Source organism: Bacillus sp. 3255 (assembly GCF_031456485.1).
Taxonomy (GTDB): domain Bacteria; phylum Bacillota; class Bacilli; order Paenibacillales; family NBRC-103111; genus Paenibacillus_E.
Genome location: NZ_JAVDUS010000025.1, coordinates 1 through 26,541, shown reverse-complemented (window position 1 = coordinate 26,541; position 26,541 = coordinate 1). Strand labels below are relative to the sequence as shown.

The window sequence follows — 26,541 nt, the reverse complement described above, 5'->3', positions numbered from 1 at the left end:
CAGAACGTCCTCGGACATTCTGGCTCTTGCATTGTTTAATAGCTGATATTCACCGTTCTCGTGCTCTCTACATAGGACACATTCGCACCCAGCGTTTCGGCTAGCAGCCGAACGGGAATCATCGTCGTTTCATTGACGAGCTTCGCCGCAGAATCCGTTGTATGCTCCACACCGTTCAGGTTATAAGCATTACGGCTCGTATAGAAGATGATCGTCTTGTCATTTTTCTTGTACACCGCAGCTTTCTTCGCGTCGTCCCATTCCACCGTTGCGCCGAGCGCCGCGGCAAGGTCCCTGATGTATAGATAAGACGTGCCTTCCTGAATGTACGGCTTCTGCTTCATCGGATAGGGAATGAGGTCAACCATGTACTTGTCCGCATCCAATCCGAAGGAAACGAGGTGACTGCGGCTTAGTCCGAAGTTGCCCATCTGCAGCGTGTACGCCGCCGCGTCTTGATGCAGCTTAAGCACGCCCATACCGGCAACCGGCTCTGTACGGAACGACCATTCCTTCGAAAACGGCTGCGTACTGCCATCCGCCATCGTCGCCGTCAGCTTAATTTTGGCCGTGTAAGTGGTATCCAAGGCAAGGGGCTTCGCAGGGAGGAGAATCACCTCTCGGTCCAGATGATCGTCCTTGCCGGGCTCGTTCTTCAACAACGTGACGGCCTGTCCGCTCTCGTCATGCAGCTCCGCTTCGTCCAAGCTGACCCGCTTCACGCGGGGTCCGTTAATCGCCGCCATAATCGGGTACCCGACCGGATAATCCGCTGCGGCGTGGATGCGGATCGGATCGGGTGTCTCGTGCCCGTCGAAGACGGTCGGTACATAGCCGTCATTGCTTCCCGGCGATACGACGAGCTCCGGCGTCACACCGTCGGAGAAACCGAACTCAACGACATGATAATTGCCTTCCTTGTAGACTCCAACCTCCACGAGTCCCGGCACCATGAAGGGAGAGCGGTGATAGGGGGCATCGAACAGACTGTCGATGGCTTCTACGAGCGACACGCGATTATAGGCAACGTCCTCTCCGCTCGCCCTCGTATAACCGACATACTGCATGCGTTCCGTAAGTGTCTTGCCGATAGACCCCGGCAGCGATGCATCTTCCTCGTGCAAGGATACCGACGTTCGAATCGGATCAATCTTATTGCGGGCCAAATACTGCGCATGCTTCTGGGCCGCTGTATTCAGAGCGTCGCTGAACTTCACTTTCGGCAGCCCCAGCTTAACGCGGTAATCGTTAATCGCCTGCAGCCCCTGCTGCTGTTCGGGCGTCGTGACCGTGGCGAGTGCAACCGGATTGTTCAGAACCGTGAAATCCCACGTAATCTGTACCGGCTCATAGCCATCGAAGGAGAACGTCAAACGGGCATGATAATTGCCTGGCGCCAGATCAGCTTCCGGTTTATAGACGTATTTGACCGATACGGGGTCATAGGCAATCTTCATCTCCTGATCATTCAAATAAAAATGATAGCTTTGCGGCGAAATCCCTTCGCTCAGTTCAAGATTCACGCCGATGTCCGGCCGCGCGATACCGACATCCCCCTTCGGGTACGGCTGGTACCCATAAGAGAGCGCATAAGATGGCTTCGCCGTCCATGTGAAACTTGATAAGAACAATAACGTGATCGCCAACATTTGTATAAGTGTCATCCATTTGCGTGAGAACGTGGCCTTCATTTCCATAAATCCTCCTGTCTATGAATAAGCAAAAACAAAAAAGAAACTATGAATCTATCATAGCTTCTCTGCTAGTTATAGACAACTTACCTTCAATTGGGAGATTTTAGCTGGCATATGCATCCGAGTATTTGATTCCCCACACCGTTAATGAAATGACCAGTATGACAAACAGCCAGAGTAAAATCAGATAAAAAATCCGGGTCCATTTCCCCCGTTCAGAGGGATGCACAGCTTTGCGCGGCGGTAAATACGTATCATCTTCTTCGGCTTCTACCGGCCGCCTCCCGGACCTGGAAGGCATTCTTTCCCCTGCATTCATGCGTTCTGTTTTTCCTCCTCCTTGCTATAACGAAGTATGCAGCCCATCACGAAATCTATGATGAAATGGGCGACGATCGGCGTCCACAGGCTCCCGGTCTGCACATAGATCCACCCGAGACCATAGCTGATACTGAAAACCATCCCCGTCATCAGCCAATGCTGCAAGTACCGAATATGGATAGCCGCGAACAAGATACTGGTCCAATAAGGTCCCCAAGCATGCTGAATCGCACCGCGAAACAAGATTTCCTCACAGACCGCGACAATGAAAGAAATGACTGCGATATGCCAGAGCGGCCGATTGCCGAAAATCATTTCATTGATGCCGCCGTCATCCGACACTTCTTTAGGCACCCATCTGGAAATCAGCACGTCGACACCGAGCACGGCAATGGCGAATAAACTCCCCCATATGAATATCGAATAACCGCCTTGAAACGTGAACATCGAAATAATCTTATTATTGCTCTGAAAAAATACGATGATGATTCCGATAATAAGCGTAAGCAGTTGGGTTATGTACAGATTGAGCAATAAAGTTCGGTCATTCAGATCATTCACATCGACCTTGCCGAAGCGGATATTCTTAAAATCGAATTTTTTCATCGATACAGCCTCATTTCCTCGCATATTCCCTTTTATAACTGTTTCACCTATACTAAATGAAAAGAGAGAATAAGGAGCTTGATTATGGATAAGCGTCTTACCCGCACTGATTATTTATTCGCCCTCATGTTTATCTTTATGCTCGTTTGTATACTCGGCGCCTTCTTCTACGGATTGAAAATCGGCCAGGAGAAATCGGATCAGAAGTACGAAAAAGTGCTGAACGCCGACAAAGCGGTCGTGCAGGAACTCGGAGCTTACGACCAGCAGGTACTCGTATCTTATTACCATACCATCTTTTTGCCCTTTAGGGAATTTCAGAATAAATGGTTTGAACTGATGGGCCAAATCGAGAACGGCAATTCAACCGTCGATGCCGCCGCCGTTCTGAAAGAGCTGCAGAAGCTGGCCGATGAGAAATATACCGAGCTCCAAGGCAAGAATATGCCGGCGTCGTCTCCGCTGCTCGTGCAATCGCATCAAAGCTATCTCAAAAGCTTGAAGCTGTTCGCGGATACGCTCAAAAACTTTCAGGCCAAAGCCAACAGCATGAGCGGCCCGCAGCTGCTCGACACGATTAACAAGGACGCGTATATGCTGGAGGCCAAAACACAGGCGCTAACGTCACAGAAGAACTATTATGAAGCGATTGTAGCTTGGAACGGCACGATCGATCCGGATATCGAGAATTTCGATCCCAACAATAATGCGAATTTGGATCAATGGCGCGCCATGAATCTGAATGTCAAAAATTTATACATAACGGCCAAGCTGCTGAAAAACAAAGCCTTCACTCCGTTCTACCCGCAGGATTTGACGATCCGCATCGATGAATTTATCGCCTCCGGCCAAGTGCAGAAAATGAACATCGCCGACGTCAATAAGACGATGGAGCTGCTGCTCAGCACGAATGCCGTGCGAACCGGCGACTTCGTCAAAGGGAAAGCGAAATGGTACGGGAACGAACCGCTGCCGCAATTGCCGTTTTTCTCGGATGTGAACTAATGCCGAAAGGGAGTTAAGCGTCGTATTCGCTTAACTCCCTTTCCGTATTCTTCAATCGTATTGGAAACCACGCAGCATACCAACGGCAGCCATGCCGCCATCCACATTAATGACGCGCTCGAAGCCGTTATCCAGCAAGTACTCCGCCACCCGATAGCTGCGCACGCCATGCGCACACACCAGATAAATATCTTTATCATCCGGGAGTTCCCCTAAGCGGTGCGGAATTTGCCCCATCGGAATGAGAAGAGCCTCCTCCAGATGATAATAGTCCCATTCATGCTGTTCCCGAACATCGATAATTACGCTATTCTTCAATTCCTGCCCCTGCAGAGCTTCGACAAACTTCTGCGGATGCATACTGGTTACTTCCATGTTCGGCACTCCCTTTCGGCTGCTGTCATTCGAGCAGCATCTGTTTATTCAGTACGATATCGAATTATAAGCCAAAGTTCAAGCAAAAATAGCATTGCTTTCTCATCAAGCTTACTATAAAATAAACAAAAAGCTTTGGAGTCAGGCGCCATACAGTTAATTATTTTTTTCCTGTAAAAATGATTCGACATGTATTGACACGACTTCAAACGCATGGTAATCTAATGAAAATCAAAATTGCATTACAGTAAAGCGTTGACGGAGCCAAGCAAGCAAGTAGCATTCAGAGAGCCAATGGGTGGTGAGAATTGGCAGCGAACTTTTTGCGGAGCACTCCAGAGTTATTGCATTGAACATGAGTAGATGCAATCGGACAAGGAACACGTTACCGTTCCAGGTCGCAAGACCGATTGAGGCTTCCCATGCGAATGGGCGGCGAACTAGGGTGGTACCACGAAAGCAATCTCTCGTCCCTTTGGATATAGACCTACGTGTCTGTTCCGGAGGGTTGGGAGTTTTTTTTATGTTCATATTCTAAGGAGGGTTCTAATTTATGTTCAAGGTTCTAGTATCCGATCCAATTAGTGACATGGGAATTCAAATGCTTTATGATGCAGCTGATGTTGAAGTGGCCAAACAAACAGGTCTGTCCGAAGATGAGCTTGTAGCTATTATCGGCGACTATGACGCCCTGCTCGTTCGCAGCCAAACCAAAGTAACCGAGAAAATCATGGCGGCTGCCGGCAAGCTCAAAGTTATCGGCCGCGCCGGTGTCGGCGTCGACAACATTGATCTGGAAGCTGCAACCAAACGCGGTATCATCGTGATCAATGCGCCGGACGGCAACACCATCGCAACCTGCGAGCTGACATTCGCAATGATGATGTCCACTGCGCGTATGATTCCGCAAGCCTACAAGAAAACGGTCGGCGGCGAATGGGACCGCAAATTTATCGGTGTTGAGCTTCGCTACAAAACACTCGGTATTCTCGGTATGGGACGTATCGGAAGCGAAGTGGCCAAACGCGCCAAAGTCTTCGGCATGGAAGTGATCGGGTATGACCCGTTCTTGACGGAAGAGCGCGCTGAGAAGCTGGGCGTTAAGCTTGGAACCGTGAATGAAATCGTGCAGAAAGCGGACTTCATCACCGTGCATACACCGCTGACGCCAGAAACGCGCCACCTGATTTCGAAGCCGCAATTCGAAATTATGAAACCGGGCATGCGCCTCATCAACTGCGCACGCGGCGGTATCATCGACGAAATGGCGATGGTCGAAGCGATCGATCAAGGCATCGTGGCCGGCGCTGCGTTCGACGTATTTGAGGTGGAGCCTCCGCAGAAGGATCACCCGTTCTTGAACAACCCGAAAATCATCGTCACCCCTCACCTTGGCGCTTCGACAATTGAAGCTCAAGAGAACGTTGCGATCGACGTTTCCGAGGAAGTGCTTCATATTCTGCGCAACGAGCCGTTCAAAAACGCGGTGAACTTGCCTCCGGTCGCACCGAACGTCTTAAGCAAGCTGCAGCCTTACTTCGGTCTCGGCGAAAAAATCGGCTCCATCCTTGGCCAAATCACCCAAGGCGCCGTATACGAAATCGTCGTTAACTATGCCGGCGACCTGATGGATGTGGATACAGGCCAATTAAATCGTTATATCGTCAAAGGTGTGTTCGAAAATCAACTGGAAGGCGTCAACATTGTCAATGCCATGCACTTGGCGAAATCGCGGGATGTCAACATCGTCGTTCAGAAATCGAACACAGCGAGCTCCTTCACGAATCTCGTTACCGTTACGGTCAAAACGAAACAAGAAGAGAAAACACTTGCCGGTACATTACTGGCCGGCTATGGAGAGCGCATTGTACGCATCGACCAATATCCGGTTGACTTCTCCCCTGAAGGCAATCTGCTGCTCATCTCCCACAACGATAAACCGGGTATCATCGGTCGTGTAGGAACGCTTCTCGGCAGCAACAATGTGAACATCGCGACCATGCAGGTCGGACGTAAGGTGATCGGCGGCTCTGCCATCATGCTGCTGACCATCGATAAACCAGCTCCTTCCGAAGTATTGGCTGAGCTGACCAAACAAGCCGAAATCGTGAATGTTCGCGCTCTGACGGTGTAAAGCCGAAGGCTTAAGGTTCAAAGTGTTTCACGAACAACAAGATTTTGTCTGAATATTCTACAAAATGAAAAGGCGTTTGCGGAGAAAACCTCCAGCAAACGCCTATTTTATGTCGAAATTGTGACAAAAGTGTTATTTCGGCTGACATGGCAGCAGCAGCGTAAAGGTTGTCCCTTGGCCTACTGCGCTTTGCGCCGTGACAAGGCCGTAATGAGCCTCTACGATGTTCCTGACGATAGCAAGCCCCAGTCCCGTTCCTCCGGACGAACCGCGTGTGCGGGCCTTATCCGCCTTGTAGAAGCGCTCGAAGATGAACGGCAGGTCGTCGGCCGGAATGCCCTGTCCTTCGTCGGACACTTCGATCCGGATCGCAGGCTTGCCCTTATACGCTGCCTGCTCTCCCTTCATGGCAATACGCGCTCCGGAGCCCGTATGCCGGAAGGCATTATCGAGCAGGTTCGTCAGCACCTGCTCCAGCCGGTCCTCATCCGCACGGCTGAGGATGAGCGGCTCTTCCGGCAGCGCCAGATTCAGTGCGATGCCGCGCTCTTTGGCCAGCACCTGGAACTTGCGCTGCATCCGCTTCAACAGGGAGTCGACTTCGACCTCCCTGAACACCATCTCGAGATGGCCGGCCTCCATCCGGGCCAGATCGAGCAGGTCGCGGACGAGACGTCCCATGCGGAGCGACTCGTCGTGAATGACCTGCACCAGCTCCACGCGCTCCTCCGGCGTGGAGGGGATATCGTCGAGCAGGGCTTCGCTATAGCCCTGCAGCATCGAGATCGGCGTACGCAGCTCGTGCGATACGTTCGCCACGAAGTCTTTACGCATCTTATCGAGGAGCTCCTCCTCCGTTACGTTACGAAGAACGGCTACGGCGCCGCGCACCTGCTCACTCTGCTCGCTCGTATAGAGCGGCGTCATGGCAACGGACCAGACGCTGTTCTGGACGTGAATCTTCGTGGCGGCTTCCTTGGACTCGTCGACGACCGCCTCGAACAGCGGAATGAGCGGCACCGGAATCGGAATCAGATACGGGTTGCTGTAGCTTACCAAGCCCCAATCGCCAAGGGCCGTATCCGGCTTGCGGAACCGCCTCGTTTCTTCCTCGTCCTCGGACCATTCAATCTCGCTCCACTCCTGCACGATCTTCTCCCCTTGGGGATTCGTCAGCATCACGGAGCCGTTCGCATCAAGCGTAATCACGGCGTCCGTCATACTGTGCAAGATGCTTGACAAGTGCTCCTTCTCCTGGGACAGCGCGCGGATGCTTTCCTGCATTTTCTCGCCCATATGATTGAACGTTTTGGCAAGCTCGCCGATCTCGTCTTTGGACACGATGGGCACTCTCGTGCCATACTCGCCCATCGTAATGAAATCCGCCGCTTTCTTCAATTGCTGCAGCGGCCTTGTAATTCGCGAGAACAGGAAGAACGCGAAGGACGTCGTCATGAGGAAGCCGACGATCGACACATAGATGAACAGCCGCAGCATGTATGCTTGCGTCGCTTCAAGCGACTGCAGCGATTGATAAATCAAGGTCGCCCCTACGATATTCCCCTGTAGATTTCGCAGCGGCACTGCGACAACAAGGTACATATCCCCGTTATCGAAGCGGCCTTTACCCGACTTGTGAATCTGCTTCCCGATGCTTTGACCGCTAAACACTTGGCGAAGCTCGGCTTCCGTATAGAAGTCCGTCGCATGGAAGCTGTCAAGGGTGGATGACTGCGTCGAAGGCATGATCATTTCTTTCATATCCGTGGAAATGACAAGCATCTTGGCGTCTTGAAAGCTCAATAATTCGTTGCTTAATTGATAAAACTGCTCGTTGTACATGTGATGGGAAGCTTCCTCCGAGAAATTCCGGGCCAGCTTCTCCATGTTCTCTTTCTGATCTTTGGCCTGTGAAAAATAATTTCCCATATAATTGACAAGAAAAAGACCTAGTATGAGCAGTACTACCCCAACTAGGCCAATGATCGTGAGCCACAGCTTACCTACGACGCTTCTGAAAATAAACACGTTATTTCGGCACCTCTAGCTTATAGCCTACTCCCCATACCGTCGTAATCATCGCTGCAGCGTCCGGGGAAACTTTGTTTAATTTTTCACGGAGTCTCTTCACGTGGGTATCCACCGTCCGCAGATCTCCGAAAAACTCATAGTTCCATACATCCTTGAGCAATTCTTCACGCGAGAACACTTTGTCCGGCGATACGGCCAAGTAGTGCAGCAGCTCGTACTCCTTCGGAGTCAACGCCACTTCCTGCCCGCCTGCCGTTACCCGGTGAGCATCGTGCTCGATAATCAAGTTCGGGAACACGATATTGTTGCTGGAACTCGCATCCTTCGACAAGTACGCCGTCGCCGAGGAGCGGCGAAGAATCGCTTTGACCCGGTAAATCACTTCGCGCGGGGAGAACGGCTTCACGACATAGTCGTCAGCGCCGACTTCAAAGCCGGAGACCCTATTCGTCTCCTCCCCTTTGGCCGTCAGCATAATAACCGGCGTAGACTTCACCTGACGCAGGCGCGCGCACACTTCAATGCCGTCGATGCCGGGAAGCATCACATCGAGCAGCACGAGGTCATAATCCGTTTCCGTCGCCATGCGCAGCGCGGATTCGCCGTCTTCCGCCTCTTCGATGATATAGCCTTCTTTCTCCAAATACATGCGCAGCAGCCGGCGAATCCGTTCTTCATCATCAACTACGAGTATGCTGGCTTTCATTTCCATGGAGCTTCACATCCTTATCTGAATTAAGTTCGATGAATTATACACCTGCATAGGAGTGCAGCCCTGCAATAACAAGGTTTACCCCAACTAACGTAAACATAACCACGATAAAGCCAATGACCGTGAGCCAAGCGGATTTCTTGCCCTGCCACCCTTTGGACAAGCGAAGGTGCAGGAACACCGCGTAGAATAGCCAGGTGATAAGCGCCCACACCTCTTTGGGATCCCAGCCCCAGAAGCGGCCCCAGGCCTCCTGCGCCCAAATCATAGCGAAAATCAATGCGCCCAGCGTAAAGATCGGATAGCCGATCGCAATCGCCCTGTAAGAGATCTCATCGAGATCCTCGGGATCCATGCCTTTCACGACCGGACCGATCGCAGCGCCCAATGGCTTGCGGGCGACGAGCCGTGCTAAAACGTACAGCACTAGCCCGCCGAGTACCGACCAGATGACCGTATTCAGCTTACGGCCTGCGCTTGCGCCTTCCATCCAGGACGGCGCCGTGAATAGAGGCTCGGTCATGCCGAGAAACGGCTTCATTTCTACAACTTTCGTGTCGTAAGGCTGCACGATAGGCGGCAGTACATACGTTTCATTCGTCGTATTCGTTTGCTGCTGGCCTTGCGCATCCACGACGACCACTTCTTTGGCGAATACCGCTTTATAGCCGGACCCGTTGAATGTGAAAATAGACGCGATGAAGGCAACCAGCATCAAGATGAAAAAGAGCGTAAGCTCGACGCCCCTCTGCTCGCGTTTGTCGGTCTCGGAAGTTCCTTTGTAGTCAACCGCACGCAAGAGGTACATGAGCCCGCCGGCAAAACCGACTCCGAAGAACGCCTCGCCGGCTGCCGCCGTGGTCACGTGAATTTTGAGCCAGTAGCTTTGCAGAGCCGGTATTAACGGCTGAACTTCGCTCGGGAACACCGAGGCGTAAGCGATGATGATGAAGCCGATCGGCAAGGCGAAGATCCCCAGCACCGGCGTACGATAGATCAGGTAGACGATCAAGAAGGCAAACATGATCATCATGCCTAAGAACGTCATGAATTCATACATATTGGAGGTTGGGATATGCCCCGCTTCCGCCCATCTCGTGAAGAAGAAGGTGACTTGGCACGCAAAACCGAGTACAGCGGTCAGGTAGGCGACGAACCCCCATTGTTTCTGATGCTTCTCCGGATCTCTGTTGCTCCATTTCTTCCCTGTGATCGACAGGACGAATAGCAGAAACGCAACCAGGTAAACGAAGAAGGCGATAAGCAAAAAGGTGCTGCTGACGGAATTGAGATTCACCCCTGATTCCCTCCATTATCTAATGATTTCGGCAATACTTCGATATGATTTTTCTTCAAGGCTGCGGCAACCTCGTTGCGCAAACCGAACCAGTTCTTATTCGTATGTCCGCCAAGCGTTAGCTTGCCTCCGTCAATGCGGATCCAAATGCGGCGGTGCTGCCAGTAGAAGCCCATAATGACCCCGATCATGAAGATCGCGGAACCAACCCAAATATACGGCATCGCCTTGTCCACCCGAAGATTCAAATACGTCGTATATTCGGACAGCTTCACGCCTTCCATCGAACCGACGGACAGCTTCAGCTTCTGGGCGACCGCACCGTTAATGGTATCCTGCGAGAATGCTTCTTTATCGATCTGTCTCGGGAAATACAAATACGGTTCGCCGGCGGCCGCAAGACCCGGACCGGTAATCGAGAAAATAAACGCCGGCGCCTTCGGCTCGTTGGACTTGGAAATCGGCTGTCCCTTCTCGAGACCGAATTCCGGGAAGTAGCCTTTCAGCGTCAGCGTGTACGGGCCGACCTTGTAGACATCCTTCGGGTTGTTCATCGGCAGCTCGAAACTGCCGTACTGCTCTCCCGTTGCCGGATTGCTCAGCGTCGGCTTCACCGAGATGAGCAGCGGTGCGTATTTATAATCAAATTGATACGCTTGCAAGCCTTTGTAACTCAATGGATGATTCACCAAAATATCGGCTTTGTGCACTTCTTCCAGAACCGGTTCCTTGGTGGGATCATCGCAATTGGCCGAACAGTGGTACAGGACAGCTTTGGTTTCATACGTCTTCGCGACCACCTGCCCTTTGGCCTTCACGCTTTCCGGCAATTCCTTCTCATCATAAAGCTCTAACGTGAACTTCTCATTCTTGATAAAATAAGACGTATGCGGAATTTGTTTCGTTTCCCCTTCGAGAACGCCCATGTATTCATCCATGTGCCAACCGGGGATGCTCCGCATAAGCACGCCTAAGAGAAAAATAATCAGCCCGATATGATTGATATAAGGGCCCCAACGGCTGAAACGGTATTTCTCCGCAAGCAGCGCCGATCCGTCCGTATGTACGCGGTAGTTTTTTTTGCGCAAAATTGCCCCGAACTGATTCGTCCATTCGGTTTCATTCGTGCCTGGAGGCAGCTCTGCGGCGAGCGTCACTTTCTGTCTCGTCAAGAAATTGAGATGCTTGCGGATTTGCTGCTTCGATAAAGCCCGGTAAAGCGGCAGCACCCGGTCCAGAGAACAGATGACGAGGGAAGTACCGATCATGAACAAGAGGGTGATGAACCACCACGAACTGAACGTATGTGAAAAGCCGAGCTGATAATAGATCGTCCCCAGCTTTCCGTAGCTTTGCGCATAGTATTGGGCAGGGTCCATATCCAGGAACGTATTTTCTTGGGGATAGATCGTTCCCACAGCCGACGCCAGGAGCGTTATGAAAATGATCCATACCGCTATTTTAACCGAGGAGAAGAAATTCCAGACTTTATCCAGCAGAGAGGGATTCGATTTCTGTGAACGGCGGGCCATCCCGTCATAACGCATTTCCAGAATATCTCGGCCTTCGCTATCAATCAGCGGATTGCCGCAAGATTCGCAGAGCGTTGTGCCGGTGGGATTCTGATGCCCACAATCGCATTTGGTGTTGTAAAACATGACGACCTCCCGATAACTCTATGAACCGTTTCTACGACTTGCCTGCAAGCTGCGCCAGCGTCTCATCGATAAACGGCTCTGTCATTTGACCGATTTTTTTCACGGCGACCTTCCCGTCCTTGCCGATGAAGAACGTCGTCGGGTAGTCCATGACGCCGTATTGCTTGCGCACGACTTCCTTCGCGTCCAGCAGAACCGGCATATTCAAACTGTATTGGTCCATGAAGCTCTGTACGGTAACTTTATTCTTGTCGACGTTGACTTCCAGGAAAACAACGCCTTCCTTGCTCCATTTGTCATACTGCTTCTGAAGCGCCGGCATCTCTTCCTTGCATGGCGGACAGAAAGTCCCCCAGAAATTGATCAGAACCGGCTTGCCTTTGTATTCCGATAAATCATGCGTCTTGCCATCCAGTCCGACAAGCGAGAAATTTGTCGCTTTATCGCCGACCTGCGGATATTTCTTGCCGCCAGCTGCCGACAAATTGGTAATAATGGTAAACACGCCAATAACAAGCACGATCGCAAAAATACCGATCTGTACCCATTTTTTTCTTGCACCCACGGTCCATCACCTTCGCTTTTTTCTTAAGCTATGTTAGCTTTTTCAACATATGGTAATATCCTTATTATAACGAAAAGAAGGCCAATTCTTATTGGCCTTTTTGAACGTTATGTGTCTTGAACGCTTCGTTTCGAAGCTCCTCAACCTCTTTGGGCGTCAAGTGGCGATACTTCGATCGCGGCAGCCCGGTCAGGAAGATCGGTCCGAATTTGATGCGCTTGAGCCGGATCACCGGGAAGTTGATCGCCTCGAACATTCTCCGAACTTGTCGATTCCTGCCTTCATAGATCGTGATCTCGATTGTCGATTCATTCTTGTCCAAATTCACATCCGCATACTCCACCTCGGCCGGCGCCGTCATCCCGTCTTCCAATTGTATGCCCGTTTTGAGCTTGTCTAATAACGTACCGTGCGGAACGCCTTTGACCGTAGCTTGATACGTTTTGGGCACATGGTGCTTCGGATGCGTCAGCAAATGGGCGAATTCGCCGTCATTCGTAAGGATAAGCAGACCTTCCGTATCATAATCCAACCGTCCGACCGGATATACCCGTTCCTTGATGCCCGGCAGGAAGTCCGTGACTACTTTACGGCCCTCCGGATCCGTTGCGCTCGTAATGACGCCTTTGGGCTTATGTAAAATGACATAAATCTTCTTCTGTTGGCCGATGGCTCGTCCATCGACTTTAATTTCGTCCTCAGCCGGGTTCACCTTTACGCCAAGCGTTGTTACAACTTCCCCGTTCACCTGCACGCGGCCAGCTAGGATGATCTCTTCACATTTCCGGCGGGATGCGATCCCCGCTTCGGCTAACACTTTTTGCAGTCTTTCCATGATCCGCTTTTCACCTCATGCTTATGATAACGGAGTTGGCTGCAAATCACAAGGGCGGCACTTAAGTAAATACCAGAAAGCAGATGATAATCGAGGCGATGAAGCCGACGAGATCCGAGATGAGCCCGACCTTCAGTGCATAACTCGCTTTGCGGATTCCGATCGCTCCGAAATAGACCGTTATGACATAGAGCGTCGTATCCGTGCTTCCTTGAACCGTTGAGGCGATCCGTCCGATCATCGAATCGGGTCCGAACTGTTCGATCAGATCCGTCGTGAACGCGAGCGAGCCGGCCCCTGTGATCGGTCGCAAGATAGCCAGCGGCAGCACCTCGGTCGGTACGCCGATGCTCTGAAAGAAAGGGCGCATCCAGCCCAGCAATAAATCCATCGCCCCCGAAGCGCGGAAGACCGAAATCGCAACCATCATCCCGACGAGATGGGGAATGATTTTGATCGCCGTATCGAAGCCTTCCTTCGCTCCGTCAACGAACGACTCGTACACAGGCACTTTCCGGTAAGCGGCATATAGCGGGATGAATACAATCATGACGGGAATAGCCCATGAGGAGATGAGCGATACGAAGGCATACATACGGAATCACCCTTTCAACGGAGGGATGGGAGAACGAGACCTTCGGTACCAGCGATCCACAAAGATTGCGGCTGCTGTCGAGATGATCGTGGCAATCAGCGTCGTCCCAACGATCTCCGCAGGATTGACGGAGTTGTAACTCATCCTTATGGCTATCAGCGTCGTCGGGATGAGCGTAATGCTGGACGTATTCAATGCAAGCAGCGTACACATGGCCGTGCTTGCCGTTTCTTTGTCATCATTCAGCTTCTGCAGCTCCTGCATCGCCTTGATCCCCATGGGAGTCGCCGCATTGCCAAGCCCGAGAATATTGGCGCTCATGTTTGACATGATATAGCCGATAGCGGGATGATCCTTCGGCACGCTAGGGAATAGAAAGCGCACAGCCGGCTGAAGAAGCTTGGCCAGCTTCCTCAAGAGACCGGCGTCCTCGGCGATCCGCATCATGCCCATCCAGAAGACAAGCACGCTGATCAGCCCGAAACAAACCGTGACACCGCTCTTGGCACCGTCGAAGGCGGCCTGGGTGACTGCCTCCACGTTCCCGTTCAGCGCCGCGACGACGAAGCCGACGACAATGAAAAACAACCAAATCCAGTTCACCATATGATGGCCTCCTTATCGCTTAGGTAAAGCTCCATTTAGTCGGCCCATTCCGATCGGGATACCGAAAACAGCTCCTGAATCAGTGTCCGGCAAATCAGGCCATAGTGCTCAAGCAGCGTCTCCTTGTACGGACCGCTTTCTTGGAAGGAAAACGCAGATTGGCTTTGTGCTTGCAGCAGCGGGCTGCCTTTATCGTACATCGGGATCGTCTGAATCAGCTGGGAGCCGAGCGAATACTGCATCGTTCCCCGCTCCGCCAAGCGATAATCCATCGTATTCGGATCGACCAGCGTTACTTTGCGAGTCAGCCGGGCTGCTTCCCCTTCCGCTAACGGATAGGAAAACGTTCGGCCGGCGACCCATGGCGTGCCCTCTACGGCCTCCCCCTTCTTTACGATCGTCTGCAGCGGGAAATAAGTGAAGCCGTACTGCAGCAATCGAGCATGATCGGCCCAATCGTCGCCATCGTTCAGGGTCACGACGGCAAGCTGTTGCCCGTCCCTCGTCGCAGAAGAGACCAGGCAACGCTTCGCCAGCTTCGTATAGCCTGTCTTCACTCCATCCGCGCCTTCGAAGAGCGAGAGCATCTTGTTCTTGTTCAACCACGAATAATCCCAAGCTTCATTCGGATTCGGCACTTTTTTGAGCTTCGTGGACACAATTTCCTTGAACACCGGATTTTTGAGCGCATAGGCCGTAAGCCGCGCCATATCGTTCGGTGAAGCGCGATGCCCCTCGCCCTCGTCAAGACCGGACGGATTCGTGAAATGGGAGTTCTCCATCCCCAGCATCCGGGCTTTTTCGTTCATCAAGTAAACGAAGCCCTCGACACTCCCTCCGACGTGCTCGGCAATCGCAGTGGCCGCATCATTGCCCGAGCGCAGCATCAAACCGTAGAGCATGTCGTGCATGCGCATCTCCTCACCAAGCTTCAAGTAGATCGAGGAGCCTTCCTTGCCGTACGCATTTTTGCTCACTTTCACCATATCGTTCAATTTGCCTTGTTCAATCGCGATGATCGCGGTCATAATTTTCGTCAACGATGCGATGCGCATAGGCGTGTCCCCTTTTTGGCTGTAGAGGATTCGGCCCGATTCCACGTCAATGAGCGAGGCGCCGACCGCATGGGTGCTTATGCCCGGAGGCGCCGCTTCCACCTGCGCCCACGGAGCCAACAATAGAGCTATCAAGGTGCTGTACATGAGGATGAATCTGATTCGTTTCTTCATGGAAATCCCCCTACTACGAAACTATTGGACAAGACACAACTTTGTACAAGTATATGCTTGGAAAATCGGGATATGTCCTCTAAACGGAAGTGAGGACGATCGACCGACTGACCCGGTACCCCTCGCACGTCAGTCCATTAGCCGCAGCACTGCCTTCAACCTGCAAGAAAGCTCGACTCCTCTAAGAGAGCCAAGCCTCTACCGAGAGTCCCGCCCATAGCGGGAATTTCTCCTGTTAAATGCTGCCTGGCGGATGCTCGAATGCTGAATACCAGGAATTCCTGCCGTTATTCAGCCCGTACTCGCAGCCTTTACGCGAAATGGGGATGAATTAACGGGAGGAATTCCCTTCATTCGTACAACTGGGCTAATTTTCTCGCGAATAACGGGAGAAATTCCAGTTACGACCTGCGGCTGACCAAGAAAAGCTCGGCTCCCTCGCCCCGCCGCAGTTTAAATAAGGGGTAACCTCCCGGTCACCCCAAAACTTATAAATTCTTATATCTTAAGAAAAACCGTCAGGGAATATCGCCCTGACGGTCCGATCTTATGCTTCTTCTCAAAATGTTCTTTAATCATCTATACCTCAAAAAAGATCCCTGCCCACCACTGGGCAAGGATCTTCTTGGGCGAGCAGCTGCATGAAGCAGCTCGAGCCCGATTACACGATAAAATTTTGGTTCTCGATATTCGTCACATTGTTTGTCCCCGTGGAACCGATCGTGCCGGATTTGGCATTGAAGCCTTTCACCATCGACTGAATCCGGTCCACAACTTGCGGCGCGGAATCGATCAAGCGCTCAAGAATATGGGTCTGGTTGTCAAGCGGAACGACTTTCACGCCGTTCTTTCCGACGACGAGGAAGGCGATTGGCGTAATCGATACCCCGCCGCCGCTGCCGCCGCCGAACGGAAGAGCGACTTTCGCGTTCAGTGCATCGCTTTTATTAATCGTGCCGCCCTCAATCTCAATTTCGGAGTCGGTCACGAACTCACTGCCGCCGGCAGCGAAGCCGAATCCAACTTTGGAGATCGGCATGATGACACTGCCATCGGGCGTCTCTACCGGATCGCCCACAATCGTGTTCACGTCAACCATTTCTTTAATATTTTCCATGGCGACTTTCATAAGGCCTTGAATTGGATGTTCTGACATGTGTGTACTCCTCCTTAGCGTTATCTCCTGGTAAAGCTGGCACTCTACGTATAAACATCAAAGACCAAGATTGGTTCTTTATTAGAGTGCCCTTAGAGGAATAGCCTTATGTACATCACGACGCAGTTTTGAGTCTGGACCTCGCTTTGAGCGCTAATTTGATCCACGTCCGGATACCGCCTTTCACTTTGGAGGCTCTGGCCATAAGTCTGACCCCAGCAAACATCACATGCCACACGCGGATTCTACCCGCCACTCGCACCTCGGTGGAGAAAATTTTCTCATTGAATTGCGGAATGACATCGATCCGCGGCGTTGCCTTTAACTGAACATACCGCATCGTAAAACCGAGCAGCGAAGATTTGATCCCCCATACGATTCCCGTCGTAATGGCGGTTTCCGGCGCATCGCCGATCCCGAGGCGGGTGATCCACTTCAGCTCCGTACACTGAACTTTGGCGAGCGTCTGTTTCATCCAATCATACAGATTCAACGTATGTACAAGCGCGTCTTTGGCTTCCTTGAAGTAGGTGATCACTTTCTCTTTGGTAATGTGATCCTTGCTTTCATCTTTCAGCTTCGCTTCCGCTTTGGAGACGACCTCGGATTTGATCAGAATCCCTTTCGTAAATCCTTTGAACTGTATAATGGGAATGACGTATCGATAGCGGACTAGCCCAAAAAGCGCACGCACTTCCACAGAAAGAGTGTCATTATCCTTGACCCTGGAGAAATAAAATTCTCCCCGGATGAAGCTTAATAGCACTATGAGGATGACCATGAGAACTACAACAATGATAAGCGCAACCCACAACAACCCCATTCTCCTCCTTAACAAAAAAAATCCACGGCTGGAAATGTGTTTCCGGCACGTGGAGTTAGTATGAGCATCTGAAGGAAATGAAATGCATTTCTTCCTATTCGGTTTCTTCCGCTACGTCGTCCAACGTGAGCTGCTTCTGATCTCCGATCCGGTCAAATAACATGCGCGTCTCTTCTTCCAGATCGAACTCCCCTTGGAAGTTCGCCGTATCCGGCAGTTCACTAATTGAACTAAGGCCAAAATACTCCAGAAATTGTTTGGACGTTCCGTACAAAATCGGTTTTCCTACCGCATCGGCTCGTCCGACTTCAATAATCAGATCCTTGCTCGTCAAGGTAGCGAGGGCACGGTCGCATTTCACGCCGCGAATTTCTTCTATCTCCACCCTTGTAATGGGCTGCTTATAGGCAATAATCGATAAAGTTTCAAGCGCAGCTTGCGATAAAGATGAACGGGATGGCGTATAAGCCAATCGTTCGAAGTAGGGGGCATGCTCGGCCAGCGTAGTCAACTGGTAGGCGCCGGCTACCTCCACGATCTGTATCCCGCGGTGCTTGCGCTTGAAATCCGTTCGCATATCCTTGATGAGATCGCGTACCAGATAGGCATCCAGATCCATGACCTCGGCGATTTGTTTGGCATCCAAACCTTCGTCACCAGAGGCAAAGAGCAATCCTTCAATAATCGATTTCATCTGTTGAAAATTGAGTGTCAATGGAATCCTCCTCTTTAGCTTGAATGACGATATCTTCGAACAACCGGTATTGATAACAGACGACTCTCTTCATCTTCATCAGCTCGAGAATCGCCAGGAACGTGACGACAATTTCTTCCCGCGTCATTTCGTAATCAAACAGCTTGGAGAAAAGCAGCTTGCCGCCGCGAACTCTAAGCAAGTCCACGACCTCGCGAATCCGCTCTTTCACGGAAATTTCATCCCGGCGAATCCGGGTAACGACGTTCCGGTTCGCCAGCTTGCGCAGCGTACGCTGAAACGCATACAACAAATCGGCGACATCCAATCCTTCCACCGGATTCTCCTGCACCTGCTGCAGGAACGGCGTCAAATCTTCCGGCTCGCGCGTATAGATCTGGCTTCGCTCCACCTCTTTGTCCCGGAGCATGTCCGCAATGGATTTGTACTTCCGGTACTCGATCAGCTTGGCGACAAGTTCAGCTCGCGGATCCAATTCGTCTTCCATATCGTCAAAATATTCGTCGAACTCATCGATCACAGGCGGCTTAGGCAGCAGCATTTTGCTCTTAATCGAAAGCAGCGTCGCAGCCATCACGAGAAATTCGCTCGTCACTTCCAGTTCGAATTCCTGCATGGCTTGTACGTACTCTAAGTATTGCTCCGTGATTTCTTTGATCGGAATATTATAAATGTCAAGTTCATTTTTATCGATAAGATGAAGCAAGAGATCAAGGGGGCCTTCAAAAGCTTCCAGCTTATAAGTAACTTTCATTTATTCTCCCCCTTGTCATATAGAAAATAGATTCATAACCAATTGCGCGGCAAGCGGGTATACATGTTCAAGCGCCCATTGACCGGCAGGAGTAATCAGCAACACAATAACTAGAATAAGTGCATAACGCTTGTTGTGATCCATCCATCTTTGCTGGTTCGGAGGGACCAGGCCTTGCACGATGTGCCACCCGTCGAGCGGGTAAAGCGGTACCATATGAATGACGGCAAGCATGATATTGACGATGACGCCGTACTGCAAATAGACTCGCCACTGTTCCACGACGATCGACTCGGACGCATCTCCCTGTACGAATGACGGAAGAAAGAAATAGAGCCACCAGAAGAACAACGCGAGCAGCAAATTGGTTAATGGACCGGCTATGTAAACGAGAGTATGGGACAGCTTGGGCTTTCTCTTAAAATTCGAAGCGTTGACCGGCATCGGTTTGGACCAGCCGTACGGACCGAAAACAATCATCGCGAGCCCCAAGGTGTCCAAATGCACCAAGGGGTTCAGCGATAAACGTTTGTTATTCCGGGCGGAAGAGTCCCCGAGCAGCTTGGCCAAGCCCGCATGCGCCGCATCGTGCAGCGTCATGGCGATCAGGAACGCAAGCAGCCGTGGGAGCAGCGTCTCCAGATGATAATACGAAAGCATTTAGGAAGAGAATTGCTTCGTCAAGTTCGCCATTTCAATCGCGGTTACAGCAGCTTCCCAGCCTTTGTTGCCAGCCTTCGTCCCCGCACGCTCCACAGCTTGTTCAATCGAATCCGTCGTCAATACGCCGAAAATCGTTGGCACGCCGGTTTTCAGGTTGATCGCCGAAACGCCTTTGGCAACTTCGCTGCATACATAATCAAAATGAGGCGTTGAACCGCGAATGACGGCGCCAAGCGTAATCACTGCATCGTATTTCCCGCTCTCCGCCATCTTCTGTGCAATAAGCGGAAGCTCGAATGCGCCGGGTACCCAAGCGATGTCCACTTCGTTATCCTCTACACCGTGGCGTTTCAAAGCGTCTTGTGCGCCGCCGAGCAGCTTGGAAGTAATAAATTCATTGAAACGTCCAACAACAATGCCGTACTTCAAATTCTGCGATACTAAATGTCCTTCGTAAATCGTAGCCATGGTTATATTCTCCCTTTCTCTATGAAAACCGGTTTATTGGTAAAATGATCGTGCCTTAAATGCCGCTGCCGGAATCGTGGAAACTCAGCATATGGCCAAGCTTCTGCTTCTTGGTCCGCAAATAATTCACATTGTCCTCCTTAGAGGCCATCTGGATCGGCACGCGCTCAACGACCTCCAGGCCATAGCCTTCGAGACCTTTGATTTTGCGCGGATTATTCGTTAGCAGGCGGAGCTGGCTGATGCCGAGATCCTTCAATATCTGAGCGCCGATTCCGTAATCGCGAAGATCCGGAGCGAAGCCAAGCTTAATATTCGCCTCAACCGTGTCCAATCCCTGCTCCTGCAAAGCGTAAGCTTTCAATTTATTGATTAAACCGATGCCGCGGCCTTCCTGTCGCATATATAATAATACACCATTGCCCTCTTCATCAATCTGTTTTAGTGCGCTATCCAGCTGTGGCCCGCAATCGCAGCGGTGCGAATGAAACACATCGCCCGTCAGGCACTCGGAATGCACACGCACCAGCGTAGGCTTCGCAGGGTCGATGACCCCTTTGACCAGAGCGACATGCTCCTTATTATCGAGCTGGTTCGTATAGGCGATCGCCTTAAACGTACCGAAATCGGTCGGCAGATTGATTTCCACTTCACGCTGGACGAGCTTCTCCTGCCTGTTGCGGTATTGAATCAAATCCTGAATCGTAATCAAGCACAAATTGTGTTTCTCCGCAATCTCCATCAGATCCGGAACACGGGCCATCGTGCCGTCTTCCTTAATGACTTCACAGATCACGGCCGCCGGGTAGGATCCGCATAGAATAGCCAGATCCACAGCCGCTTCGGTGTGACCCGCTCTGCGCAGCACGCCGCCTTTCTTGGCGATCAGCGGGAAAATATGGCCGGGCCTGCGGAAATCCTGCGGCTTCGTTGCCGGATGAATCAAGCCCATCACCGTTCTTGAACGTTCGTGCGCCGATATCCCTGTACTTGTCTCGATATGGTCGACCGATACCGTAAAGGCGGTTCCGTGGTAATCCGTATTCCTCGCGACCATCGGCGGCAGATCGAGCTCTTGCGCACGCTCCTCCGTGATCGGCGCGCAGACGAGACCACGGCCTTCCTTGATCATGAAATTGATCACTTCCGGCGTCGTTTTGTCAGCCAGGGCAATAAAATCCCCTTCGTTCTCGCGGTCTTCGTCGTCAACGGCAATAATAACTTTGCCTAAGCTGAGGTCTCTCAGCGCTTCCTCTATCGTACTGAAACGTATTTGTGTCATGGTTGAATCACCTCTTCTTCGAGCTTAATTTCCGTCTTACATAAAGCCATGGTCTGCTAGAAAGCCGGCCGTTAACGTACTTTGCTTCTTCCCGCTGCCTTGCACGTTATCGGCAGGTCCGAATTTCAGCAGTCGCTCCATATATTTGCCTAGAACGTCGCATTCCATGTTAATGGTGTCGCCGGCTTTTTTATCCTGCAGCACCGTTTGAGCGAGCGTATGCGGAATGATGGAGACGGCCACATCGCGTTCCGTCACATCGACGACGGTCAGTGAGATGCCGTCAATCGTAATAGATCCGCCGGGAATGATATATCTGAAAATATGCGGATTGTCCGGTTCGAACCGGTAAACGACCGCGTTTTCTTCCGGAACGCGTGACAGAATCGTCGCCGTTGCGTCCACATGTCCTTGCACGATATGTCCGCCGAACCGGCCGTTCGCCGCCATCGCCCGTTCCAGATTCACGCGGGCGCCTGTCTGCAGGTTGCGCAAATTCGTCTTGCGGTACGTTTCCGGCATCACATCCACCGAGAACGATTCGCTGTCGAACGAGATGACTGTCAAGCAGACACCGTTCACGGAGATGCTATCGCCCAAGTGTACGTCCTCGAGCACTTTATGTGCGGCAATCGTCAATACCATCGCTTGACCCACGCTATGAATGCGGCGCATGCGGCCGATTTCTTCAATTATGCCGGTAAACATGGCAGCCCTCCATTCGTCAGTCTTGATACGCCGGATAGCCCGTTATGCAAATATCCGGTCCGAGCTGCTCGACCTTCAACCGGTCGAGCGTCAATGCGTCATCCATCTTCGCGAAGCCTTCGAAGTTGATGTTCACCGGTGCTGCATGTCCCCCGCCGATCAGTTTCGGCGCAAACATCAGCACCAGCTTGTCCAGCAGGCGCCGCTCCAGCATGGCGCCGTTAAGCCGTCCTCCACCCTCGAGGAGGATGGAGCCGATCTCGCGCTCGCCGAGCTGGCGCATCGCGAGCGTCAGATCCACCTGCGGGCCGTCCCCGCAGGTGAGCACCGTGATGCCGCGCGCTTCCAGCGCGGCACGCCGCTCTGCGGGCGCCTGTGCGGTCGCGAGCAGGATCGTCGGCTGACGATCCTGCTCCGTGAGCACCCGGGCGCCCGGCGGGATCCGCAAGCGCGAGTCCGCGATAATCCGTACCGGCTGCAGGGCCGGTACGTCGCCGCGCGCGCTGAGGAGCGGATCGTCGGCGATGATCGTCTCGACGCCGACCATGATGCCCTGATGCCGGTGGCGCAGGGTATGCACATAAGCGCGCGACGCCGGCGATGTGATCCACCGGCTGTCGCCGGTCTTGGAGGCGATGCGGCCGTCCAGCGTGCTGGCGGTCTTCAGCGTCACGAATGGCATGCGCGTGACGATATATTTGTTGAAAGCCTCGTTCATCGCCGCGGCTTCCTCCCCCAGCAGCCCGACGGAGACGTCGATGCCGTGGGCTCGCAGCTTGGCGATACCGGTGCCGGCCACCTGGGGATTCGGGTCCGTGCCGGCAACCACGACGCGCGTCACTCCCGCGGCGATCAAGCGATCGCTGCAGGGCGGCGTCTTGCCGTAGTGGCTGCACGGCTCCAAGGTGACATAGGCGGTGCTGCCGCTTGCCTCCTCGCCGGCCATAGCCAGAGCGAGAACCTCGGCATGGCCATGTCCTCTTTTCAAATGAGCCCCCATGCCAACGATGCGCCCCTCCTTGACCAGCACGCAGCCGACAACCGGGTTGATCCCTGTTTGGCCAAGCGCGCTTTCGGCCATTTGCAGCGCTAGCCTCATATATGCTTCATCATTCAAGACATGCATGCCTGTTCACCGCCAATAGGTAGAATTTGAACGAACGCCAAAAGACCCCTCCGCATATCGGATAGGGGCCAGAGATTTGTAGGTAACACGAAAAAGCCTCGGCTGTACGCGCCTGCTCCATTTTTGATCAAATCAAACAAGACCGGCGTAGTTGTCGAAAGGACAGACCTGCCGAATTTTTGTTCTCGTGAAAAAATGTACAAGCATGCACAGCGAATCTTGGATTCGCATTCTCCTTCTCCCATCCAGACTATACTGTCGGTCCCGGATTCTCACCGGGTCAGCCGTAGCGAAGCTGTATGTCAGGTACCGCTAGCTTCAAAACGGGTCACGGACTGATCGACGCTCCAGCCTAATGGCCAGCCGTCGAATCACCGCCGGTGTGGAATTTCACCACGCCCCGAAGGTTGCACACATATGAAAAGTAACTTATGAAAAATTTATCACTCACACTTCGAAAAAGCAAGGTCTTTTTTAACACATCAGGGAACCGAGCGTACTTCAAGCCGATTCAACCCGGTTGCGGCCGCCGCTTTTGGCGCGGTACAGCGCTTTGTCCGCCTGTTCGAACAGCTTGTCCGGCTCGCTCGTGGTCAGCGGGTAGGCGGCTACGCCGATCGACAGCGTCACTTTTCGACCATTGTATCCCCGGTTCGTCTCCATCGACTGGCGAATACGCTCAGCCTCCTCGAGCGCCGCTTCCAGACTCTGATCCGGCAGCAGGATGACGAACTCCTCTCCGCCAAACCGAAAACAGTAGCCCCGCCCGTCCACACATGATTGCAAAATGGATGCAACCAATTGCAGCACTTTATCCCCAGTCTCATGCCCCTCCTGATCATTCACGAGCTTAAAGCGGTCGATGTCGATAAGCAAAAAAGCGAAAGCCTTGTTCTGACCTACAAGGTTATGCAAGTATGCCTCCATCGTACGGCGGTTGTACAGCCCCGTCAACGAATCCGTTTGCGCGACCACCGATAGATGGTCGAACTCGGAGCGCAAATGCTTTACGGCCACGCCGAGAGCTTGGTGCAGCTTATTCGCTTCGTACAGCCAGGAATGGATGCGGGGAGGTTCCTCGCGAATCAGATTGTCGGCTGACAGCTTTTGCGCGTATTGGGCTAGCCTTACGAGCGGCTGTGACATTTTGCCGATTGCCACATAGATCCCGATCAGGAATGCGAGCAGAATGGGAACCACATACGCCAGCATTTGTAAAACAAGATGACGCGCCTCGTTCAGCACGACTTCCGTAGGGGTCTGCGCGATAATGCCCCAGCCGGTCTCGTTCATATACGTATAGCTGGCTAGCATGTCGACCCCCTTGCTATTCTTGATTCTCCTAACGCCGCTCTCTCCATGAAGAATATCTTGTACCGCCGGATTGCTGCTGACATCCTCGCCGATGCGCGTCGGGTCCGGATGATAGATCAGCTCGCCTCTGGACCCGACAACATATACGTAAGTGCCTTCGGTGTCCTTCATCGAATCGCTTAATACCGTATTAAAGAGATTCGACTCATGCAGCGAGATCGTCCCGCTCAGCGCCCCCAGAAACTCGCCCCTTTCGTCAAATAAAGGCTGCACAAGCGCTACGGATAACACTCCTGCTTCCGTTGCATAAGCTTCTGAAATGCCATACTTTCGCTCTGCGAACAACCGTGCAACGACACCGGACACATGCTGCCCCTGCAGCCCGACCTGTACGGGAGATGCGTCGGTGATAACTCCCGTGCGGTCGATAAGCGTAACCGAACTCAAGCTGGAGTGATTATGCCTCAGCAATTGCAGTATATCGTAACGGTCTGACAGGTCCGCATTTTGAGCGACATAAACGCCTGTTCCTCCCATGACTTGTTTCAAATTGATCACGAGCCCGTTGACGGTATCCGCGAGCTTATCGGCGTATATTTTATTTAATTGAAAGGTTGTTTGGATGAGCGATTTCTTCTCATGTTCATATCCGACGATGACGCTTACAGTAAGCGTTGTCAAAACAGACATAAGAACGAGCATGTCGACCAGAGTTCGCAGTTTAAAGTCTCTTCGATTCATCTAAAATTTTCACTCCGTCTTCATGAAATGGATGGATATCCTTATTCTCTTAAAAAAGTGTTAGGAAAATTACGTTAATCCGGTGTGAGAGTATTAGTTTTCACAACACTTATGTTAGTATTTGTAAGAACTCCTCTTCGGGCCCGCTGTAATTATCCTAAAATAGTGCTCGGGCGGGAGGTGATCCGGCTCTGAAGTGAAGCTCCTGCAATTTCGACCTACGGCAAAGGGCGTAGCTGCCCCCGGAGATGGCGTAACTGGAATATCTCCCGTTATTCCAGCCAAAAGATGCCCATGCGAGTGTGATAACGGGAAAATCTCCCGTTATTTTCATGGTAAATGCCGGATATCAGGGATTTGGTGCAATTTTAACAGGACAGATTCCCGTTATTTCTCCTACAAGCCAATTGAAGGTTGAAATAACATGATTTTTTCCAGTTATTGCTCACCATCCATCCCTGACACCTCCTGTTCCACCATTATCTACTCTGCCTAACCTGCTACCTCCCATCCTGCCATCAACTACCTGCCTAACCTGCCACGTCCGTCCTTTCACCTCCAGTCCCGCCATCATCTATACGGCTATTGTGAGAAGAACGTTCATTACCTTCCATAAAAGATTTAATTTCAGCCTTCATAATGGACTCGAGGTTATCCTTAACGAATCGAGTAACAAGATTTTCAAATAGATCTGATAGTGAATTTTCGTGTATAGTAGTCATTGAGTAGGGTTCCTTTCTTGGTGACTTCAGCAATCCCAAAAATACCCTACTTTTTTGTTACCCGGATAGGTCACAAATATTGGTACACAAACAATTTTACACCGTCCCTACAAGCCAATTGAAGGTTGAAATAACATGATTTTTTCCAGTTATTGCCCACCATCCGTCCTGACACCTCCTGTTCCACCATTATCTAATCTCCCTAACCTGCCACGTCCGTCCCTCCTGCCACATCCCTCATTCACGTCCTGCCGCGCCATCACCTACCTGCCATCCTGCCACCGCCGCCCGTCCTCCACCTCCTGCGCAGCCAATCGGGTAGGAGGCTACCCATTAGTTGAGTAGCCGACCTCCCACACCACCGTACGTACCGTTCGGTATACGGCGGTTCCTTAGTTCACGCAGT

Annotated in this window: 25 protein-coding genes, 1 pseudogene, 1 riboswitch and 1 other annotated feature; of the genes and pseudogenes, 2 read left to right on the top strand and 24 right to left on the bottom strand. The window is 51.9% G+C overall.

The window, feature by feature from the left end; translation table 11 throughout:
- Window positions 1-35 precede the first annotated feature (35 nt).
- The 3 genes from J2X61_RS30570 to J2X61_RS30560 all read right to left on the bottom strand — a co-directional run bounded on the left by J2X61_RS30570 (window position 36) and on the right by J2X61_RS30560 (window position 2,621).
- Complete coding sequence (locus tag J2X61_RS30570; RefSeq protein WP_310193586.1) at window positions 36-1,691, bottom strand: stalk domain-containing protein; 1,656 nt, start codon at window positions 1,689-1,691, stop codon at window positions 36-38.
- A gap of 106 nt (window positions 1,692-1,797) precedes the next feature.
- Window positions 1,798-2,013 (bottom strand): hypothetical protein, encoded by a 216-nt coding sequence (locus J2X61_RS30565; protein WP_274468045.1) that lies wholly within the window; start codon window positions 2,011-2,013, stop codon window positions 1,798-1,800.
- On the bottom strand, window positions 2,010-2,621 hold the full coding sequence (locus J2X61_RS30560; protein WP_310193582.1) for a CPBP family intramembrane glutamic endopeptidase: 612 nt from the start codon (window positions 2,619-2,621) through the stop codon (window positions 2,010-2,012). The genes J2X61_RS30565 and J2X61_RS30560 overlap by 4 nt, the downstream gene beginning before the upstream one ends.
- Before the next feature lie 84 nt (window positions 2,622-2,705).
- On the opposite strand from J2X61_RS30560, the gene J2X61_RS30555 reads away from it, so the two are divergent.
- A complete protein-coding gene (locus tag J2X61_RS30555) occupies window positions 2,706-3,626 on the top strand; it encodes a hypothetical protein (RefSeq protein WP_274468043.1) in 921 nt (306 codons plus the stop codon).
- A 51-nt stretch (window positions 3,627-3,677) separates the two neighbouring features.
- Here J2X61_RS30555 and J2X61_RS30550 read toward each other — a convergent pair whose 3' ends face one another.
- Entirely contained in the window at window positions 3,678-4,001 is a 324-nt protein-coding gene (locus J2X61_RS30550; protein ID WP_274468042.1) for a rhodanese-like domain-containing protein, read from the bottom strand.
- 246 nt (window positions 4,002-4,247) lie between these two features.
- Window positions 4,248-4,479 (top strand) — a binding site (T-box leader).
- A 75-nt stretch (window positions 4,480-4,554) separates the two neighbouring features.
- Here J2X61_RS30550 and serA point away from each other — a divergent pair.
- Window positions 4,555-6,135 carry a phosphoglycerate dehydrogenase gene (serA, locus tag J2X61_RS30545; protein ID WP_310193579.1) on the top strand — a complete coding sequence of 527 codons (1,581 nt, stop codon included), beginning with the start codon at window positions 4,555-4,557 and terminating at the stop codon, window positions 6,133-6,135.
- 132 nt (window positions 6,136-6,267) lie between these two features.
- Here serA and J2X61_RS30540 read toward each other — a convergent pair whose 3' ends face one another.
- The 20 genes and pseudogenes from J2X61_RS30540 to J2X61_RS36600 all read right to left on the bottom strand — a co-directional run.
- Window positions 6,268-8,163 carry an ATP-binding protein gene (locus tag J2X61_RS30540; RefSeq protein ID WP_274468040.1) on the bottom strand — a complete coding sequence of 632 codons (1,896 nt, stop codon included), beginning with the start codon at window positions 8,161-8,163 and terminating at the stop codon, window positions 6,268-6,270.
- Between the two features lies 1 nt (window position 8,164).
- Window positions 8,165-8,878, bottom strand: a complete 714-nt coding sequence (locus tag J2X61_RS30535; protein ID WP_274468039.1) for a response regulator transcription factor — start codon at window positions 8,876-8,878, stop codon at window positions 8,165-8,167.
- Window positions 8,879-8,915: 37 nt separating this feature from the next.
- Entirely contained in the window at window positions 8,916-10,175 is a 1,260-nt protein-coding gene (gene ccsA / locus J2X61_RS30530; RefSeq protein ID WP_274468038.1) for a cytochrome c biogenesis protein CcsA, read from the bottom strand.
- A complete protein-coding gene (gene resB / locus J2X61_RS30525) occupies window positions 10,172-11,833 on the bottom strand; it encodes a cytochrome c biogenesis protein ResB (RefSeq protein ID WP_274468037.1) in 1,662 nt (553 codons plus the stop codon). Before resB ends, ccsA begins: the two co-directional genes overlap by 4 nt.
- A 31-nt stretch (window positions 11,834-11,864) precedes the next feature.
- Window positions 11,865-12,398, bottom strand: coding sequence for a redoxin domain-containing protein (locus tag J2X61_RS30520; RefSeq protein ID WP_274468036.1), 534 nt, complete (start codon window positions 12,396-12,398; stop codon window positions 11,865-11,867).
- 88 nt (window positions 12,399-12,486) lie between these two features.
- Complete coding sequence (locus J2X61_RS30515; RefSeq protein WP_274468035.1) at window positions 12,487-13,233, bottom strand: pseudouridine synthase; 747 nt, start codon at window positions 13,231-13,233, stop codon at window positions 12,487-12,489.
- A 61-nt stretch (window positions 13,234-13,294) separates the two neighbouring features.
- Complete coding sequence (locus J2X61_RS30510; protein ID WP_274468033.1) at window positions 13,295-13,828, bottom strand: spore maturation protein; 534 nt, start codon at window positions 13,826-13,828, stop codon at window positions 13,295-13,297.
- A 6-nt stretch (window positions 13,829-13,834) separates the two neighbouring features.
- Window positions 13,835-14,434, bottom strand: coding sequence for a nucleoside recognition domain-containing protein (locus J2X61_RS30505; RefSeq protein ID WP_274468032.1), 600 nt, complete (start codon window positions 14,432-14,434; stop codon window positions 13,835-13,837).
- 35 nt (window positions 14,435-14,469) lie between these two features.
- A complete protein-coding gene (locus J2X61_RS30500) occupies window positions 14,470-15,663 on the bottom strand; it encodes a D-alanyl-D-alanine carboxypeptidase family protein (RefSeq protein ID WP_379239651.1) in 1,194 nt (397 codons plus the stop codon).
- 661 nt (window positions 15,664-16,324) lie between these two features.
- Entirely contained in the window at window positions 16,325-16,819 is a 495-nt protein-coding gene (ytfJ, locus tag J2X61_RS30495) for a GerW family sporulation protein (protein WP_274468031.1), read from the bottom strand.
- A 115-nt stretch (window positions 16,820-16,934) separates the two neighbouring features.
- Entirely contained in the window at window positions 16,935-17,642 is a 708-nt protein-coding gene (locus J2X61_RS30490; protein ID WP_274468030.1) for a DUF2953 domain-containing protein, read from the bottom strand.
- 94 nt (window positions 17,643-17,736) lie between these two features.
- Entirely contained in the window at window positions 17,737-18,336 is a 600-nt protein-coding gene (gene scpB, locus J2X61_RS30485) for an SMC-Scp complex subunit ScpB (protein ID WP_310193570.1), read from the bottom strand.
- Window positions 18,320-19,111 (bottom strand): segregation and condensation protein A, encoded by a 792-nt coding sequence (locus J2X61_RS30480; RefSeq protein WP_310193567.1) that lies wholly within the window; start codon window positions 19,109-19,111, stop codon window positions 18,320-18,322. The genes scpB and J2X61_RS30480 overlap by 17 nt, the downstream gene beginning before the upstream one ends.
- Before the next feature lie 15 nt (window positions 19,112-19,126).
- Window positions 19,127-19,771, bottom strand: coding sequence for a site-2 protease family protein (locus J2X61_RS30475; RefSeq protein WP_310193565.1), 645 nt, complete (start codon window positions 19,769-19,771; stop codon window positions 19,127-19,129).
- Entirely contained in the window at window positions 19,772-20,242 is a 471-nt protein-coding gene (gene ribH / locus J2X61_RS30470) for a 6,7-dimethyl-8-ribityllumazine synthase (protein WP_310193562.1), read from the bottom strand. It lies immediately after the preceding gene.
- Window positions 20,243-20,297: 55 nt separating this feature from the next.
- Entirely contained in the window at window positions 20,298-21,524 is a 1,227-nt protein-coding gene (locus J2X61_RS30465; RefSeq protein ID WP_310193559.1) for a bifunctional 3,4-dihydroxy-2-butanone-4-phosphate synthase/GTP cyclohydrolase II, read from the bottom strand.
- Between the two features lie 36 nt (window positions 21,525-21,560).
- The gene (gene ribE, locus J2X61_RS30460) at window positions 21,561-22,232 is read right to left on the bottom strand and encodes a riboflavin synthase (protein ID WP_310193557.1); all 672 of its coding nucleotides are present in this window, start codon (window positions 22,230-22,232) and stop codon (window positions 21,561-21,563) included.
- A gap of 16 nt (window positions 22,233-22,248) precedes the next feature.
- Window positions 22,249-23,358, bottom strand: coding sequence for a bifunctional diaminohydroxyphosphoribosylaminopyrimidine deaminase/5-amino-6-(5-phosphoribosylamino)uracil reductase RibD (ribD, locus tag J2X61_RS30455; RefSeq protein ID WP_274468022.1), 1,110 nt, complete (start codon window positions 23,356-23,358; stop codon window positions 22,249-22,251).
- Between the two features lie 229 nt (window positions 23,359-23,587).
- A riboswitch (FMN riboswitch) is annotated at window positions 23,588-23,770 on the bottom strand.
- Window positions 23,771-23,859: 89 nt separating this feature from the next.
- Window positions 23,860-25,413: a sensor domain-containing diguanylate cyclase gene (locus J2X61_RS30450; protein ID WP_274468021.1), complete on the bottom strand. Its 1,554-nt coding sequence runs from the start codon at window positions 25,411-25,413 to the stop codon at window positions 23,860-23,862.
- Window positions 25,414-25,991: 578 nt separating this feature from the next.
- Window positions 25,992-26,135: pseudogene (locus J2X61_RS36600) on the bottom strand (IS256 family transposase); the annotation flags it as partial.
- Between the last annotated feature and the right edge of the window lie 406 nt (window positions 26,136-26,541).

Excerpts from the sequence above, each read along its gene's own strand:
- J2X61_RS30570 (WP_310193586.1), bottom strand. The coding sequence starts at position 1,691 with ATGAAGGCCACGTTCTCACGCAAATGGATGACACTTATACAAATGTTG.
- J2X61_RS30565 (WP_274468045.1), bottom strand. The coding sequence starts at position 2,013 with ATGAATGCAGGGGAAAGAATGCCTTCCAGGTCCGGGAGGCGGCCGGTA.
- J2X61_RS30560 (WP_310193582.1), bottom strand. The coding sequence starts at position 2,621 with ATGAAAAAATTCGATTTTAAGAATATCCGCTTCGGCAAGGTCGATGTG.
- J2X61_RS30555 (WP_274468043.1), top strand. The coding sequence starts at position 2,706 with ATGGATAAGCGTCTTACCCGCACTGATTATTTATTCGCCCTCATGTTT.
- J2X61_RS30550 (WP_274468042.1), bottom strand. The coding sequence starts at position 4,001 with ATGGAAGTAACCAGTATGCATCCGCAGAAGTTTGTCGAAGCTCTGCAG.
- serA (WP_310193579.1), top strand. The coding sequence starts at position 4,555 with ATGTTCAAGGTTCTAGTATCCGATCCAATTAGTGACATGGGAATTCAA.
- J2X61_RS30535 (WP_274468039.1), bottom strand. The coding sequence starts at position 8,878 with ATGGAAATGAAAGCCAGCATACTCGTAGTTGATGATGAAGAACGGATT.
- resB (WP_274468037.1), bottom strand. The coding sequence starts at position 11,833 with ATGTTTTACAACACCAAATGCGATTGTGGGCATCAGAATCCCACCGGC.
- J2X61_RS30515 (WP_274468035.1), bottom strand. The coding sequence starts at position 13,233 with ATGGAAAGACTGCAAAAAGTGTTAGCCGAAGCGGGGATCGCATCCCGC.
- J2X61_RS30510 (WP_274468033.1), bottom strand. The coding sequence starts at position 13,828 with ATGTATGCCTTCGTATCGCTCATCTCCTCATGGGCTATTCCCGTCATG.
- J2X61_RS30505 (WP_274468032.1), bottom strand. The coding sequence starts at position 14,434 with ATGGTGAACTGGATTTGGTTGTTTTTCATTGTCGTCGGCTTCGTCGTC.
- J2X61_RS30500 (WP_379239651.1), bottom strand. The coding sequence starts at position 15,663 with ATGAAGAAACGAATCAGATTCATCCTCATGTACAGCACCTTGATAGCT.
- ytfJ (WP_274468031.1), bottom strand. The coding sequence starts at position 16,819 with ATGTCAGAACATCCAATTCAAGGCCTTATGAAAGTCGCCATGGAAAAT.
- J2X61_RS30490 (WP_274468030.1), bottom strand. The coding sequence starts at position 17,642 with ATGGGGTTGTTGTGGGTTGCGCTTATCATTGTTGTAGTTCTCATGGTC.
- scpB (WP_310193570.1), bottom strand. The coding sequence starts at position 18,336 with ATGAAATCGATTATTGAAGGATTGCTCTTTGCCTCTGGTGACGAAGGT.
- J2X61_RS30480 (WP_310193567.1), bottom strand. The coding sequence starts at position 19,111 with ATGAAAGTTACTTATAAGCTGGAAGCTTTTGAAGGCCCCCTTGATCTC.
- J2X61_RS30475 (WP_310193565.1), bottom strand. The coding sequence starts at position 19,771 with ATGCTTTCGTATTATCATCTGGAGACGCTGCTCCCACGGCTGCTTGCG.
- ribH (WP_310193562.1), bottom strand. The coding sequence starts at position 20,242 with ATGGCTACGATTTACGAAGGACATTTAGTATCGCAGAATTTGAAGTAC.
- J2X61_RS30465 (WP_310193559.1), bottom strand. The coding sequence starts at position 21,524 with ATGACACAAATACGTTTCAGTACGATAGAGGAAGCGCTGAGAGACCTC.
- ribE (WP_310193557.1), bottom strand. The coding sequence starts at position 22,232 with ATGTTTACCGGCATAATTGAAGAAATCGGCCGCATGCGCCGCATTCAT.
- ribD (WP_274468022.1), bottom strand. The coding sequence starts at position 23,358 with ATGCATGTCTTGAATGATGAAGCATATATGAGGCTAGCGCTGCAAATG.
- J2X61_RS30450 (WP_274468021.1), bottom strand. The coding sequence starts at position 25,413 with ATGAATCGAAGAGACTTTAAACTGCGAACTCTGGTCGACATGCTCGTT.